Origin of the sequence: Brevundimonas sp. (assembly GCF_035626535.1) — a bacterium.
Classification (GTDB): domain Bacteria; phylum Pseudomonadota; class Alphaproteobacteria; order Caulobacterales; family Caulobacteraceae; genus Brevundimonas.
This window is the reverse complement of the sequence record NZ_DASPNO010000024.1, coordinates 32,653-46,991: the sequence shown is the minus strand read 5'-3', so window position 1 is coordinate 46,991 and position 14,339 is coordinate 32,653. Positions and strand designations below refer to the sequence as shown.

General features: G+C 71.8%; 15 protein-coding genes. 7 read left to right on the top strand and 8 right to left on the bottom strand.

Annotation, left to right across the window (positions count from 1 at the left end; translation table 11 throughout):
- Positions 1 to 39: 39 nt before the first annotated feature.
- Positions 40 to 951 carry a tyrosine recombinase gene (locus tag VEC04_RS03460; protein WP_324773863.1) on the bottom strand — a complete coding sequence of 304 codons (912 nt, stop codon included), beginning with the start codon at positions 949 to 951 and terminating at the stop codon, positions 40 to 42.
- Positions 952 to 1,064: 113 nt separating this feature from the next.
- Between VEC04_RS03460 and VEC04_RS03455 the strand changes: the two genes are divergently transcribed.
- Genes VEC04_RS03455 through VEC04_RS03445 form a run of 3 tightly spaced genes read left to right on the top strand, consistent with a single transcriptional unit; the run spans position 1,065 to position 3,321 of the window.
- Positions 1,065 to 1,631: a shikimate kinase gene (locus VEC04_RS03455; RefSeq protein ID WP_324773861.1), complete on the top strand. Its 567-nt coding sequence runs from the start codon at positions 1,065 to 1,067 to the stop codon at positions 1,629 to 1,631.
- The gene (gene aroB / locus VEC04_RS03450) at positions 1,628 to 2,737 is read left to right on the top strand and encodes a 3-dehydroquinate synthase (RefSeq protein WP_324773859.1); all 1,110 of its coding nucleotides are present in this window, start codon (positions 1,628 to 1,630) and stop codon (positions 2,735 to 2,737) included. Before VEC04_RS03455 ends, aroB begins: the two co-directional genes overlap by 4 nt.
- Positions 2,734 to 3,321: a GNAT family protein gene (locus tag VEC04_RS03445; protein ID WP_324773857.1), complete on the top strand. Its 588-nt coding sequence runs from the start codon at positions 2,734 to 2,736 to the stop codon at positions 3,319 to 3,321. The genes aroB and VEC04_RS03445 overlap by 4 nt, the downstream gene beginning before the upstream one ends.
- Positions 3,322 to 3,426: 105 nt before the next feature.
- On the opposite strand, the gene VEC04_RS03440 is transcribed toward VEC04_RS03445, so the two are convergent.
- Positions 3,427 to 3,846, bottom strand: coding sequence for an MliC family protein (locus tag VEC04_RS03440; RefSeq protein WP_324773855.1), 420 nt, complete (start codon positions 3,844 to 3,846; stop codon positions 3,427 to 3,429).
- Positions 3,847 to 3,889: 43 nt separating this feature from the next.
- Entirely contained in the window at positions 3,890 to 4,363 is a 474-nt protein-coding gene (gene tadA, locus VEC04_RS03435) for a tRNA adenosine(34) deaminase TadA (RefSeq protein ID WP_324773853.1), read from the bottom strand.
- Between tadA and VEC04_RS03430 the strand changes: the two genes are divergently transcribed.
- Together VEC04_RS03430 and rsmD are read left to right on the top strand one after the other, a co-directional pair.
- Positions 4,352 to 5,857, top strand: a complete 1,506-nt coding sequence (locus tag VEC04_RS03430; protein WP_324773851.1) for a pseudouridine synthase — start codon at positions 4,352 to 4,354, stop codon at positions 5,855 to 5,857. The two genes, tadA and VEC04_RS03430, sit on opposite strands and share 12 nt — an antisense overlap.
- 3 nt (positions 5,858 to 5,860) lie before the next feature.
- Complete coding sequence (gene rsmD, locus VEC04_RS03425) at positions 5,861 to 6,436, top strand: 16S rRNA (guanine(966)-N(2))-methyltransferase RsmD (RefSeq protein WP_324773849.1); 576 nt, start codon at positions 5,861 to 5,863, stop codon at positions 6,434 to 6,436.
- Here the strand turns inward: rsmD and VEC04_RS03420 are convergent.
- A complete protein-coding gene (locus tag VEC04_RS03420) occupies positions 6,419 to 6,694 on the bottom strand; it encodes a YjhX family toxin (protein WP_324773847.1) in 276 nt (91 codons plus the stop codon). The genes rsmD and VEC04_RS03420 overlap by 18 nt on opposite strands.
- Before the next feature lie 185 nt (positions 6,695 to 6,879).
- On the opposite strand from VEC04_RS03420, the gene VEC04_RS03415 reads away from it, so the two are divergent.
- Positions 6,880 to 7,908 carry a Kelch repeat-containing protein gene (locus VEC04_RS03415; RefSeq protein WP_324773845.1) on the top strand — a complete coding sequence of 343 codons (1,029 nt, stop codon included), beginning with the start codon at positions 6,880 to 6,882 and terminating at the stop codon, positions 7,906 to 7,908.
- Here VEC04_RS03415 and VEC04_RS03410 read toward each other — a convergent pair.
- On the bottom strand, positions 7,905 to 8,372 hold the full coding sequence (locus VEC04_RS03410) for a low molecular weight protein-tyrosine-phosphatase (RefSeq protein ID WP_324773843.1): 468 nt from the start codon (positions 8,370 to 8,372) through the stop codon (positions 7,905 to 7,907). The two genes, VEC04_RS03415 and VEC04_RS03410, sit on opposite strands and share 4 nt — an antisense overlap.
- On the bottom strand, positions 8,369 to 10,222 hold the full coding sequence (mutL, locus tag VEC04_RS03405) for a DNA mismatch repair endonuclease MutL (protein WP_324773841.1): 1,854 nt from the start codon (positions 10,220 to 10,222) through the stop codon (positions 8,369 to 8,371). The genes VEC04_RS03410 and mutL overlap by 4 nt, the downstream gene beginning before the upstream one ends.
- A 102-nt stretch (positions 10,223 to 10,324) precedes the next feature.
- On the opposite strand from mutL, the gene VEC04_RS03400 reads away from it, so the two are divergent.
- On the top strand, positions 10,325 to 12,025 hold the full coding sequence (locus VEC04_RS03400; RefSeq protein ID WP_324773839.1) for a hypothetical protein: 1,701 nt from the start codon (positions 10,325 to 10,327) through the stop codon (positions 12,023 to 12,025).
- A 13-nt stretch (positions 12,026 to 12,038) separates the two neighbouring features.
- Here VEC04_RS03400 and VEC04_RS03395 read toward each other — a convergent pair whose 3' ends face one another.
- Positions 12,039 to 12,845: a DsbA family protein gene (locus VEC04_RS03395; RefSeq protein ID WP_324773837.1), complete on the bottom strand. Its 807-nt coding sequence runs from the start codon at positions 12,843 to 12,845 to the stop codon at positions 12,039 to 12,041.
- 19 nt (positions 12,846 to 12,864) lie between these two features.
- A complete protein-coding gene (locus VEC04_RS03390) occupies positions 12,865 to 14,280 on the bottom strand; it encodes a M48 family metalloprotease (RefSeq protein WP_324773835.1) in 1,416 nt (471 codons plus the stop codon).
- Positions 14,281 to 14,339: the final 59 nt, after the last annotated feature.

Here is a 14,339-nt window from a genome sequence, read left to right as displayed (position 1 = left end):
CGGAACCTAGTGGGGTCAACGCCGGGGGGCAAGCGGGGTTCAGTCGTCACGGGCGAGCGGATGCTTGTCGCGCACCACCTGGGCGAGGCGGTCGACAGCGACGTGGGTGTAGATCTGGGTGGTGGCGATGTCGGCGTGTCCGAGCAGGGTCTGGACCACGCGCAGGTCCGCGCCGCCCTCGAGCAGGTGGGTGGCGAAGGCGTGGCGCAGGACGTGGGGGCTGACCCGGGCCGGATCGACGCCGGCGTCGACGGCCGCCTGATCAAGAAGCTGGGCGAAGCGGCGCGGGGTGAGGTGCCCCTTGGCGGAGGACGACGGGAACAGCCAGGGGCTGTCGGGGGCCTTCTCCGGGCGGGCGGCGTCGCGGGCCACGAGCCAGGCCTTCACCGCCTCGCGGGCCGAGGCGTTGAGCGGGGCGAGCCGTTCCTTGCCGCCCTTGCCGCGCACAATGAGGAAGGCCGGGTCGCGGCGCACCGCCTCGACGCGCAGGCCGAGCAGTTCCGACACCCGCAGGCCGGAGGCGTAGGCCAATTCGACCAGGGCGACGAGGCGCAGGCCCGCAGCGCCGTCGCGGGCCGCGACAGCGGCGAGCAGGCGCCCGACCTCGTCCCGGCTGAGAGTCTTCGGCAGTCTGCGGCCCTGCTCCGGAGCGTCCAGGCGGCGCGAGGGATCGTCCTGCCGCCAGCCTTCCCCGAGGGCGAAGCGGTAGAACTGCCGCACGGCGGAGCGGCGGCGGGCCTGGGTCGCGGCGGACAGACCCCGTGCCCCCAGCCCGCCGTACCAGGCCTCGACCGCGGCCTCGTCGGCCCGCATCAGGCCGCCGGGCAGGGCGGCCTCGGCGTCGGCGAGATCGCGGCCGTAGGCGGACAGGGTGTGAGGCGAGGCGTCGCGCTCGACCGCCATCATTTCCAGAAAGGCCTCAATTTGCGGGGTCGCGGGGGGCGTGGTCATGCGCGGGACCGCTTTGCGTCGGCGACGCTTGGTGTAGAGGGTGGTCGGGTCATGCCGCCTTGCCTGCCGCCGTCCGTCCCGCCGCCGCTCAGCCGCCTCTCGCGAGGCCGGTCATGACGGGCGGCGCGGCGATTCCGGTCCATGAGCGCACCATAGCTCTGGTCGGGCTGATGGGGGTGGGGAAATCGACGGTCGGACGGCGGCTGGCCAAGCGGCTCGACCTGCCGTTCGCCGACGGCGACATCGAGATCGAGGCGGCGGCGGCCATGACCGTCTCGGACATCTTCGCCGAACTGGGCGAGTCGGAATTCCGGGCCGGGGAGGCGCGGGTGATGAAACGGCTGCTGGAGGGGCCGCGGATGGTGCTGGCCACCGGCGGCGGGGCCATCCTCAACCCCGACACCCGGGGCCTGCTCAAGGAGCGCGCCGTGACCGTGTGGATGCGGGCCGATCTGGAGACGGTGGCGCAGCGGGTCCAGCGGCGCGACACCCGGCCCCTGCTACGCGGACGCGATCCGCTGACGGCGCTGAAGGCGATGGCGGAGGTGCGCTACCCGGTCTACGCCACCGCCGATCTGGTCGTCGACGTGGCCGGCGGGGCTCACGCCCAGGCGGTCGAGGCCATCCACGACGCCCTGCAGGCGCATTTCGCCGCCCACCAGTCGGAGGTGGAATCGTGACCACGACCGTGCCGGTCTCGGGCGGCGATTTCAGGCCCTATGAGGTGATCGTCGGCCGCGGACTGCTGACGGAACTGGGCGCGAGGGTCGCGCCGCTGGCGCAGGGCCGAACCGTGGTGATCACCGACGAGACGGTGGCGGCGCTGCACGGCAAGGCGGCGCTGGCGTCACTGAGGGCCGCGGGTGTGCACGGGCGGCTGCTGACGGTGCCGCCCGGCGAGGGCTCCAAGTCGTTCTCGGAACTGGAGCGGGTCATCGACCGGCTGCTGGCCTTCCAGCTGGACCGCCGGGACGTGGTCGTGGCGCTGGGCGGCGGGGTCGTCGGCGATCTGGCCGGGCTGGCCGCGGCGCTGTTCATGCGCGGCATCGATTTCGTGCAGGTTCCGACGACGCTGCTGGCCCAGGTCGACTCGTCGGTGGGCGGCAAGACGGCGATCGACACGCCGCGCGGCAAGAACCTGGTCGGGGCCTTTCACCAGCCAAGGCTGGTGCTGGCCGACATCGATGTGCTGGCGACCCTGCCGGAGCGGCAGCTGCGCTCGGGCTGGGCCGAGGTGCTGAAACACGGGCTGATCTGCGACGCCGGCTTCTTTGACTGGCTGGCCGGCGAGGGCGCGGCGGGCGCGGCCGGCGATCCGGAGGGGCTGGAGCGGGCGGTGGTGCGCTCGGTCGAGATCAAGAGCGCCATCGTCGGCGAGGACGAGAGGGAGGCGGGTCGGCGCGCCCTGCTGAACCTCGGCCACACCTTCGGCCACGCCATCGAGGCGGAGCTCGGCTTCGACGAAACGAAGCTGACGCACGGCGAGGCGGTGGCGCTGGGCTGCGCCCTGGGGTTCCGGTTCTCGGTGGCGAGCGGCCTGTGCGCGGCGGATGAGGCCGAGCGGGTCGAGGCGGTTCTGAAGGCGGCGAAGCTGCCGACACGGTTGGCGCAGGCCGGAGGCTTCCGGAGCGCGGCCCTGCTGAAGCGCATGGCCGGCGACAAGAAGGCGGAGGGCGGGCGGCTGACCCTGATTCTCGCCCGGCGGATCGGCGAGGCCTTTGTGGCCAGGGACGTCGATCCGGCGGCGGTTACGACCTTTCTCGATCGGGAGATTGCGGGCGGATGAGGATCGAGCCGGTCGTACTGGAGAATCGCTGGGTGCGGCTTGAGCCGTTCGCGCCGGAGCAGAAGGAGGCGGTACGCGCGGCGATCAGCGTCGATCCGGAGGCCTGGTCGATCATGGTCTCGACGGCCTATGGCGAGAATTTCGATCCGTGGTGGGACGGCTTCGTCGAACGCATGGCCGCCGGGCGGGACACGCCCTACGCCGTGCGGCGCCAGTCGGACGGCCGCATCGTCGGGACCAGCAGCCTGCACGACCTGTTTCCCCAGCACCGGCGGGTGGAGCTGGGCTCGACCTTCTATCATCCCGACGCCCGTGGCGGCGCGGTCAATCCCGCCAGCAAGCGGCTGTTGCTGCAGCACGCCTTCGACAGCGGCATCGTGCGGGTCGAGATCATCACCGACGCGATCAACGCCCGCAGCCAGGCGGCCATCGCCAGGCTGGGCGCCGTCCGAGAGGCGGTGCTGCGCCGGCACAAGATCACCCACACCGGGCGGGTGCGGGATACGGTGATGTTCGCGATCACCGATCAGGACTGGCCGGAGGTGCGCGCGCGGCTGGACGCCCGGCTGGCGGCGTTCGGCTAGATTTTTGCTTCAGGTTGGATCGTCCTGAATCCAAAAAATGGTCCAGACCCATGCTGGAGCGAACTCTGAGCCCGGTTGGACGGGCCCAACCCAACCGATTTCGCTCTAGTCGATGGCGCGGCAGTCGGTGGGCTCGCGGCCGTCGCCGGTCCAGGTGGCCATGACACCCTCGCCGCGCAGCTCGTAGCCCGAGGCGCGATACCAGAGGCCGTCCGCGGCCCGCTCCTGGAACAGGTCCACCGCCTCGCCGGACGAGTTGCGCACCGTGGCCATGGCCCGTGGATTGTCGAAATCGACCGTCAGCCGTTCGCCGTTGTTGCACAGGTAGGTGGTGCGGATAACGCGATTCAGCGCCCGCTGCTGGACTTCCGCCCCGGTGCGGCGGCGCGCGGTCTGGGCCTTTTCGGCGCGGTCGCGGACGGCGTCTCCGTCGTCGGGCGCTTCGGACGGATTCGGGCCGCAGGCGGTCAGGGCGAGGGCCATCAGAACGTGGGCGGCCGCGGCGGCGAGGGGCGTCAGACGCATTCAGACAAGCCTTGCGGTACGGATCGGCGGTTGAACGCGCCGTTCAGGCGGCCGTTCCTTTGCGCCGGGCCCGAAAGAAGGCGCGCAGCAGGTCGGCGCCCTCGGTCGCCAGCACGCCGCCGGTCGTCTGCGGCCGCCAGTGGCAGGTCGGCTGGTCGAAGAAACGGGGTCCGTGGACCACGGCGCCGCCCTTGGGATCGTCGGCGCCCCAGACGACGCGGCCGATGCGGGCGTGGCTGATGGCCCCGGCGCACATGGCGCAGGGCTCCAGCGTCACATACAGGGTCAGGCCGGTGAGGCGGTAGTTGCCAAGCTTCGCGGCGGCCGCGCGCAGGGCCACGATCTCGGCGTGGGCGGTCGGATCGTGGGCGCCGATCGGCCCGTTGCGGCCCTCGGCGACAACCTCGCCGGTGCTTTCGTCGACGATGACGCAGCCGACGGGAGTCTCGCCCGCGTCCGCCGCCGCTTGCGCACAGGCCAAGGCCATGTGCATGAACCGCTCATCATGGCCTTCCATCCCCGAGACAACGACAAGAAGCCGCGCCCGCGTCAAGACGGCGACCGCGACGGCCCCCGCAAACCCTATGTCAAACGCGCCGAGGGCGCTGACGACCGGGGCCCGCCGAAGGGCGGCAAACCCTTCGCCAAGGGGGGTGGGAAGCCGTTCAGCAAGGCCGGCGGTAAGGACGGCAAGCCGGCGCCCAAGGCCGACGAGGGTCCGAAGCGCAGCGAGCGCATCGCCAAGGCCATGGCCCGGGCCGGCATCGCCTCCCGCCGCGAGGTCGAGCGGCTGATCGGGCTGGGCAAGGTGGCGGTCAACGGCAAGATTCTCGACACACCGGCGACGCTGGTGACCCGAGACGACGTCATCACCGTCGACGGCAAGCCGATCGGCTCGGTCCAGGCAACCCGGGTATGGCGCTATCACAAGCCCGCCGGCCTGCTGACCTCGCATACCGACCCCGCCGGACGGCCGACGGTGTTCGACGCCCTGCCCAGCGGCCTGCCCCGGGTGATCTCGGTCGGCCGACTCGACCTCAACACCGAGGGCCTGCTGCTGCTGACCAACGACGGCGAGCTGAGCCGGGCGCTGGAGCTGCCGCAGACCGAGTTGGTGCGCCAGTACCGGGCCCGGGCGCGCGGTCGGGTGACGCAGGCGCAGCTGGATACGCTGAAGGACGGGGTGACGGTCGACGGCGTCCGCTACGGGCCGATCGAGGCGACGCTGGACAAGGTCAAGGACAAGGCCGAGGGCGAGAAGTCGTCGGCCAATCTGTGGATCAGCGTCTCGATCACCGAGGGCAAGAACCGCGAGGTCCGCAAGGTGCTGGAGCATCTGGGCCTGACGGTGAACCGGCTGATCCGCCTGGCCTACGGGCCGTTCCAGCTGGGGACGCTGCCGGTCGGGTCGGTGGAGGAGGTGGGGCCGAGGGTGATCCGCGAGCTGCTGGCCGGGCATATCCGGCCCGAGAACCTGCCGACCGGCAATACGGTGGCCACGCCGGCGCCGATCCCGGGACGGCGCGTCTCCACGCCCATCGTCAAGGGGGTCTCGGGCTCGGCCATCTCCGATCCGTCGCGCAAGCCGAGCCGCGTGCGGGCCGCCGAAACCGCCGCCGCGGAGGGCGCCGAACGGGTTCAGAAGAAGCCCGGCTGGGCGAAGGCCAAGCCCAGGTTCGAGCACCCGAAGAAGAATTTCACGCCCCGGGCCCGGCCGGAAGGCGAGACCGGCGACCGGCCGAAGCGGGCCTTCAAGCCGCGCGAGGACCAGTTCATCGACAAGCCGCGCGGCGAGCGGTCGTTCTCCAGGCCGGCCGCCGACGGCGACCGTCCGAAGCGACCGTTCACGCCGCGCGAGGGCGGGGCTCCGCGTGGGGAAGGGCCGTCCGGCGGCTTCAAGCGGGGCGGGGGGACGCGGAGCAATCCGCCGGGTGGTTCGCGTCCGTCCCGTCCCGGCGCAGGGCCCGCGGGCGGACGCGGCAGTCCGCGCGGTCCCCGCTCCAAGGGCTGAGTCATGCGGATCGTCGCAGGCAGCCTGAAGGGGCGAAGCATCGTCGCGCCGGAGGGCCAGGGCACGCGCCCGACGTCGGACCGGGCGCGGCAGGCGGTGTTCAACGTGCTGGAGCACGCCGCGTGGGCCGACGGCCTGCAGGGCGCGCGGGTGATGGACGTCTATGCCGGATCGGGCGCCTTGGGCTTCGAGGCGATCAGCCGGGGCGCGGCCTTCTGCCTGTTCGTCGAGACCGACGAGGACGCCAGGGGCGCGATCCGGGAGAACGCCGACGCCTATGGTCTCATGGGTCGGACCAGGGTGCACCGGCGCAGCGCCACGGATCTGGGCGTGCGGCCGGGTTCCGATGGCGAGGCCTTCGATCTGGCCTTCCTCGATCCACCCTACCGCCAGGGACTGGGCGAGCAGACGCTCCAGCGGTTGCTGGAGGGGAACTGGTTGAAACCGGGAGCCATCGTGGTGTTCGAGCGCGGCTCCGACGAGCCGGAGATCGACACGGCCGGCTACGAGCGGCTGGACGCGCGCGACTACGGAGCCGCGCGTGTCCTCTTTCTCAGGGCGTCACCAGCGGCGCTCTGAGACCCGGTTGTCGAGCTGGCTGCGCATGCGCGCCAGACCGTCGCGGTTGACCCGGTAGGGTCCGCCGCCGACCGAGGCGATCAGCCCCTTCTTCTTCAGCTTGCGCCATACCGACAGGGTGCAGTCGGTGAGCAGCAGGCCGTCGCGGGTGAAGCAGTCGGCGCGCACGAGGCCGCCGTTTTCGTCGCGGATCAGCAGGATGCCGCCGCCTTGCGCCAGGGCGTGCAGCGTGCGCTGCTCCGCACGGGAGATGTTCATGGGTGGAATGTCCGAAAGGCGTGAACGCGTGCGCCGGCGCCGGTGGCGTCAGCGGGTTCAGAGGCTCTTCACAGGCGTCGCCGTGAGGCCTCAGGCCTTGCAGGCAATCTCGGACATAGGCTTCCCGAAAGGGGGTTGAGCGCGGGCGTATAGCGCAGGTGGCGGTTCTGCGCCAGATTGGCGGCATGAGCACCCTCGACCGCCGCGCCTTCCTCGCCGCCGCCGGAGCCTCGGCGGCCGTTCCGTTCGCCGCCTGCGCGCAGGAAGCTGCGGAGGGCTGGACGCCGCGCGCCGCGATGCCGTGGCCGGTGCAGGAGATCTACGCCGCAGTGCATGACGGCAGGATCGTCACCGGCGGCGGGCTGGTCTCGCGGCGAGGCGAGCCGCTGCATATCGAGGACAGGGTCGGACTCTATGACCCGTCGACGGATGGCTGGAGCGAACTGCCGAGGCTTCCGTCGCCGCGCCATCATCCGATGGTCTTCGCCAGCGGCGGCGAACTGTTCGTGTTCGGCGGATACGGGCGCTCGGCGGGAGAGTGGACCTCGATGCGGGACTGCTGGGTCCTGCACGAGGGCGCATGGGTCGCGACCATTCCGCTCGACGCGCCGCAGAGCGAGGCGGTGGGGGTGGCCCTTGACGGTCTGCTGCATCTGATCACGGGCCGGACGCCCGGGGGCGCGGCGAACGGCAACTGGAACGATCAGGCCGACACCGATGCGCATCGGGTCTATATCACCGGCGCGGATGTTTGGGAGACTGCCCGACCCTGTCCGATGGCGCGCAACAGCGCGGCGGCGGCGGTGCTGGACGGGGCCATCTGGGTCGCGGGCGGGCGGACGGTCAGCGGCGGCGGCACGGGAAGGCTGGACCGCTACGATCCGGCGGAAGATCGTTGGGACACGCTGGCGCCGATCCCGCCCTCGCCGACGACGGGCCAGCAAGTCGGCGGCGGGCTGGCCATGGCGGCGGCCGCAGGCAGGCTGGTCGCGTTCGGCGGCGAGTGGTTCCAGCGCGGCGGGGGCGGCGGCGTGTTCGCGGAGACGTGGATCTACGACCCGGCCGCGGACCGCTGGGACGCCGGTCCGCCGATGCGCACGCCGCGGCACGGGCTGGCCGCGGCGGCGGTGGGCGATGTGGTCTACGCCATCGCCGGCGGCGAAGTGGTCTCCGGCGGACGGGCCGGAAGCGTGGTCGAGGCGTTCAGGCTCTAGCGTCCGGCGCGTAGCCGCGCGGCGAGCCCCTTTGCGGCCGCTGTGACCTCGGCCCAGGTGACATCGAAGGCGGCCTCGTCGCCGAACCAGGGATCGGCCACGGCCTGACCCGCGCGGCCCTCCACATGATCGAGCAGCAGGCTGAGTTCGGCCATGGCGTCGGCGGGGGCGAGCTTACGCAGGTCGGACAGATTGTCGTGATCCAGGGCCACGATGTGGGTGAAGCGCCGGAAGTCGTCGGGTCGCACCTGCCGGGCGCGCAGGCCCGAGATGTCGACGCCGTGGCGCCGGGCGACGGCGATGGCGCGGCGGTCCGGCGGCTCGCCCGCATGCCAGTTTCCGGTCCCGGCCGAGTCGACGATGAGATCGAGGCCGCTCCGTTCGGCCTCGACGCGCAGGGCCGCCTCCGCGAGCGGCGAGCGACAGATGTTGCCGAGGCAGACGAACAGGACCGACGGGATCATCGCCGCCCGAACAGCTTCTCGAGGTCGGCGAGCTTGAGTTCGACGTAGGTCGGGCGGCCGTGGTTGCACTGGCCGGAGTGGGGCGTGGCCTCCATCTGGCGGAGCAGGGCGTTCATTTCGGGGGCCGAGAGGACGCGGCCGGCGCGGACGCTGCCGTGGCAGGCCATGGTTCCGCAGACCTCGCCGAGGCGTTCGGACAAGGCCAGGGCCGCGCCGTGCTCGGCCAGATCGTCGGCGATGTCGCGGATCAGGCCCTGGACGTCGGTGTCGCCGAGCAGGGCGGGGGTCTCGCGGACCAGCACCGCCCCGGCGCCGAACGGCTCAACGATGAGGCCGAGCTGGGCGAGGTCTTCGGCGCGGGCCGAGACGCGCTCGGCCTCGGCGGGATCAAGCTCGACCACCTCGGGCGTCAGCAGGGCCTGACGGGTGACCGAGCCGGCGGCCATCTGGGCCTTCATCCGCTCGTAGACGAGGCGTTCGTGGGCGGCGTGCTGATCGACGACCACGAGGCCGTCGCGCGTTTGGGCGACGATGTAGGTCCCGTGCAGCTGGGCCCGGGCGGCGCCGAGCGGGTAATCGAGCGGGTCGATGACCTCCGCGCCGCCGGAAACGGGATGAGGCGTCGCGAGGTCCGGCGCCTCGACCCGGGCGGAGCGCTCGTTGAGGCCCGGCAGCACCTGGGCGGCGGTCGCGGCCGAACCGGCCCAGCCCTGCCAGCCGCTCCAGCCTTGCGCCGAAGGGGAGGAGGGGCTGAAGGCGGGGCCGGAGCCGACACCCGAATGCGTGCGGAAGCCGGCGAGGGCGTCGGCGGCGACCGTGGTCGAGGCGCGGTGGCCGGCGCCGGCGAGCGCGTGGCGCAGGGCTCCGACGATCAGGCCGCGCACCAGCTGCGGATCGCGGAAGCGCACCTCGGCCTTGGCGGGGTGGACGTTGACGTCGACGTAGAGCGGATCGACATCGAGGAACAGCACCGCCGCCGGATGGCGGTCGCGGGCGAGGAAGTCGGCATAGGCCCCGCGCAGCGCGCCCTGCAGCAGGCGGTCGCGGACCGGGCGACCGTTGACGAACAGATACTGGTGCCCGGCGTTACCTCTCGAGTAGGTCGGCAGCCCTGCGTAGCCGGTCAGGCGGACCCCATCCCGCTCCTGGTCGATCAACAGGGCATTGGCCTCGAAGTCGCGGCCGAGCAGGGCGGCGAGCCGCTTCAGCCGTCCGCCGTCGCCCGGGTGTTCCGCGGGCAGACGCAGGGTGGTGCGGCCGTCGAGATCGAGGGTGAAGGCAACGGCCTCGTGGGCCATGGCCTGGCGCTTGATCTCCTCGGAGATGGCCATGGCCTCGGCGCGCTCGGACTTCATGAATTTGAGCCGGGCCGGGGTGGCGTAGAACAGGTCCCGGACCTCGACGCGGGCGCCGTGCGGGCCGGGGAAGCCGGCGGGAGCGACAGGGCGCTGATCGCCGCCCTCGACGGTGATCTGGTGGGCGTCACCGCCGTCGCGAGGCCTGCTGGTGATGGTCAGTCGGGCGACCGAGCCGATCGAGGGCAGGGCCTCGCCGCGAAAGCCGAGGGTGTGGATGCGCAGCAGGTCGACGTCGCCCGCGTCGTCGGGCTCCAGCTTGGAGGTGGCGTGGCGTTCGACGGCCAGCGCCAACTGGTCGGCGGCCATGCCATGCCCGTCGTCGGCGATCAGGATGCGGCTGAGGCCGCCGCCGTCGGCCTGGATCTCGATCCGGGTCGCGCCGGCGTCGAGGGCGTTCTCGACCAGCTCCTTGATGGCGCTGGCCGGGCGCTCGACCACCTCGCCGGCGGCGATGCGGTTGACGGTCTCGGGCGGGAGTCGGCGGATGGGCATGGACCCGGAACTATGGGCTGATCCGCCGGGAGGGAGAAGCGCCGCTTGGTCTCGCTCTGGGGTTAGGTCACTATGGGCTGGGGACAGGGGAGAAATTCGCCGATGCGCAGCCTTCTGATGTTTGGCGCGGCCGCCGCCACCGTGCTGATCGGGCCATCCGCCCTGGCCGACGCCACGGCCGACCGGGCTGTCATGGATCTGATCGAGCGGCCGCGAATCTGCGGACCGGGCGGGGCGGATGACGTGGACGGCGCGCCGGTGGCCGCGATGGTCATGGTCGACGGCTTCGGCTCGGGCGGCTTCAGGGTCGACACCGCCAATGCCGAGGCCCAGGCCTGGTTCGACCACGGCGTGCGGCTGCGCTGGGCCTTCGAGCATGGCGAGTCGGTGCGGGCCTTCCGCAAGGCGCGGATGCTCGACCCGACCTGCGGGATGTGCGCCTGGGGCGAAGCGTGGGCCATGGGTCCGAACCTTAACGGCGGGGGCGGCGGGGAGGAGACCCGGCTGGCCGCGCTGAAGGCCGCCCGCGACGCCCGCCGGCTGGCGCGCGACGCCGCGCCGGTACAGCGCCAGATGATCGACGCGCTGGTGCAGCGCTATTCGGGCCGCGAGGATTCGCGGGCGCGGCGGTTCGCGGAAGGCATGGACCGGATCGCCCGGCGTAATCCGGGCGATGTGGCCGTCGCAGCCATCGCCGCCGACGCCTGGATGCTGAAGGCCGACCGCTGGTGGGACGACGAGGGCAGGCCGGCCGACCCGGGCATCGTGCGGGCCATGGAAATCCTCGAACAGACGCTGGCGCGGTCGCCCGATGATCCGGCCGCCATCCACCTCTACATCCACCTGACCGAATGGTCGGACGATCCGCACAAGGCCATTCCGTATGGCGAGCGGCTGGCGGCCTTGGCGCCGGGCGCGAGCCATCTGGTGCATATGCCGTCGCACACCTTCTACCGCGTCGGACGCTACAGGGACGCGATGATGTCCAATGTCGCCGCGGTGGCGCTGGACCGTCGCTACGACGAACTGGCGAGACCGCCGGGCGGGGTGCCGGGCATGCCGCTGCACGGGCACAACATCCATTTTGGCATGGGCGGAGCGCTGATGGCGGGCGGCGACGTCGAGGGGCTAAAGCTGGCGGACTGGTATCTGGCCACCTATCCCGACATTCCGGCCGACAACCTGTGGCGCCAGATGGTCGCCAACAACGCCTACGCCGTCTACGGCCGGTTCGCCGATCCGCAACGGGTGGCGGCGCTGAAGGAACCGCCAGCCAGCCATCCGATGCTGCGCATCAGCTGGCGCTACGCCCGGGGGGAGGCCGCAGCGAGGGCGGGTGACGCGGACGCCGTGCGCGCCGAGGCGGCCGCCATTGCGGAGTTGCGCGGCGACCCGTCGTTCGCCGCCGGGCCGATGCAGGAGGCCCGCCGGGCGTTCACAGAACTGTCCCAGCGGGTGCTGGAGGGGCGGGCGGCGATGATCGAGGGCGACAGCGCAGCGGCGATTGCGGCCTACGGCCGGGCGGCGGAACTGCAGGGGATGGACGACGAGGGGGGCGATCCGCCGGTGATCTGGTTCCCCACGCGGCGCAGCCTCGCGGCGGCCATGCTGAGCTCAGGCGACGCCGCAGGCGCGCGCGCCAAGGTGCTGGAGTTGTTGGAAGACTGGCCGAACGATCCTTACAGCTATTTCGTGCTCGCGCAGGCCGAGGCCGCCCTCGGGAACGCGGCCGCCGCGGCCGAGGCGGAGCGGCGCTCGCGGGTCGAATGGGTGGGCGGGGCGATGAGCCTGAAGCTGGCCTGATTGGCCGGTACCGTCAGCGCGCCTTGGCCTCGCGGATCGCGCGGTCGAGGGCGGCGGGCTGAATCGACTCCATGGCCGTGCCATTGACGAAGAAGGTCGGCGTGCCGATCAGACCCATCGCCGTCGCCGAAGTCTGGGTGTCAGCGAGGCGCCGCGCGATCGCCGGACCGGCCATGGCCGCCTCGGCCTGCGGCAGGGTCACGCCGTTGGCCTCGAGGATGGCGTCGATCGCCGGCTCCGACAGGGCCGGTTCGGCCATCAACGCCTGGAAGACGGGAAGGTATTTGCCCTGCTGGTGCGCGGCGAGGGCGGCGCGGGCGGCGTAGTGGGACACGCCGTTGGTCGGGCCGTCGAGGATTGGCCAGTCCTTGAACACGAAGCGGACGTCCGGGTGGGCCTGGATCATACGCAGCACGTCCGGCGCGGTCGCCTTGCAGCCGGGGCAGCGGAAGTCGAAATATTCGATCACCGTCACCCTCGCGTCGGCGGGGCCGAAGGCGGGGTCGCCGGCGTCGATGGCGAGAAGGCCCGGATTGGCCGCGACGCGCGCCGTGATCTCGACGGCCTTTTGGCGCTGGTCGACGATCTGCTGCTGCTGCGCCTTCTGGTCGAGGGCGACGCTCACTTCCTGCAGCACCTCGGGATTCTGGATCAGGTAGGCCTTCACCCGCGAGCCGAAGTCGGTCCCGGAGGCGTAGGGGGAGAGCGCCACGATTAGCGCCACGACCGACACCGCCAGCGCGGCCACGCCGGCCCGGCCCTCACCCAGCAGGCGGTTGAACAGGGTCGGCGTGGGCCGGGGTTCGGGCGTCTCGGTCATTCAGGCTCTCGAAAGGAGGTCAGCCGCCGGCCGGGATGACGGCGGGACGTCGGCGTTCGTTGCGGCGGTCCATGTCGTCCACGTCTTCCTGGGTGGCGCCGGAGGCGAAGACGATGTCCATGGCCCGGGTCCATTCGGCCGTGCCCGGCTCGAGCATGTCGCGGGCGCGAAGGGCGAACTGGGTGGCCTGCTGTTCAGCGCCGGCGGCGAAATACATCTCTGCCGAGGCCAGGCGAGCCTCGCCCTCCTTGCCCTGGCTGTCATAGGCCTGGGCCAGCAGCCGCCAGGCCATGCTGTTGTCCTTCTCCAGCGCCGTGGCGCGCTTGAGGTGTTCGACGGCGGCGTCGAGCCTGGCCGGGTCGCGGGTTTCGATCAGGGCGTGGCCCAGGTTGATCCGCAGCAGGGGCGCGTCGGGCCGGAGGTCGACCGAACGCTGGTGAGCGCCGATCGCCTCTTCGGGCCGGCCTTCCTCGAACAGGATCTGGCCCTTGAGCTCCCAGAAATACGGATTCTCCGGCTGCTCGGCCAGCAGGGCGTCGACCGCGGACAGCGCCCGGTCCGTCTGGCCGTCGCGGTACCAGGCGATGGCGCGGGCGTAGCGCGCGGGCAGGCCGGCATCCGTCTCGGGATAGTCGCGCAGGGTGTCGCGCGGATGGTCCATGAAGGCGTGGATCTTGGCCAGGATGAGGGCGTGCTGGGCCATCCGCTCCGGGCTGTCGCGGCGGCCGTAGTTCGACTGTTCCGCCACGAAGCGACGCAGGTTCTCGATGCGGTCCGACGACAGCGGGTGGCTGCGGAAATACGGATAGCGGCGGGCGTCCGAGAACACCTCCTGGGAGCGGAAATTCTCGAAGAAGGTGAGCAGGCCGCGGCCCGACTCGCCGGCGGCCTCAAGCGCCCGTGCCCCGGTGTTGTCGGCCTCGCCTTCCTGGTGGGTCATATAGCGCAGGGCGCTGAGGGTGCCGAAATACTGGCTGTTGCCGAGCAGCACGGCGCCGGCGTCGGGGGCGCCGGCGGCGATGGCCAGCGCGCCCAGGGCCATGGTCATCAGCATCGGCTGCATGCCGGCGTCCTGCGCGCCGTCGCGCAGGGTGTGCCGGTTGCGGATGTGCCCGGCCTCGTGGGCGATGACGCCGAGCAGCTCGTTCGGATTGCGGGTGCGCAGGATCAGGCCGGTGTTCAGGCCCATGATCCGGCCGCGGGTGGCGAAGGCGTTCAGGTCCTGCTCGGCGATCAGGAGAATCTCGACCTCGGACGGCTCCAGCCCCATGCCCGCGAACACCGGATCGGCCCATTCGTGAATGATGGTCTCGATCTCGGTGTCGCGGATGGCGCTCCGGCTCTGAGCCGAAGCGGGCGCGGCGGCGGACAGCACCAGGCCGGCGGCGACGGCGGCCCCGACGAGGCGGGCGGCGTGTCTGGTCAGCCAGCTCATGGCGTACTCCCGGTACCGTCGATCGCCCCCGCCCCGATCCTCACTATCTAATCGCGGCC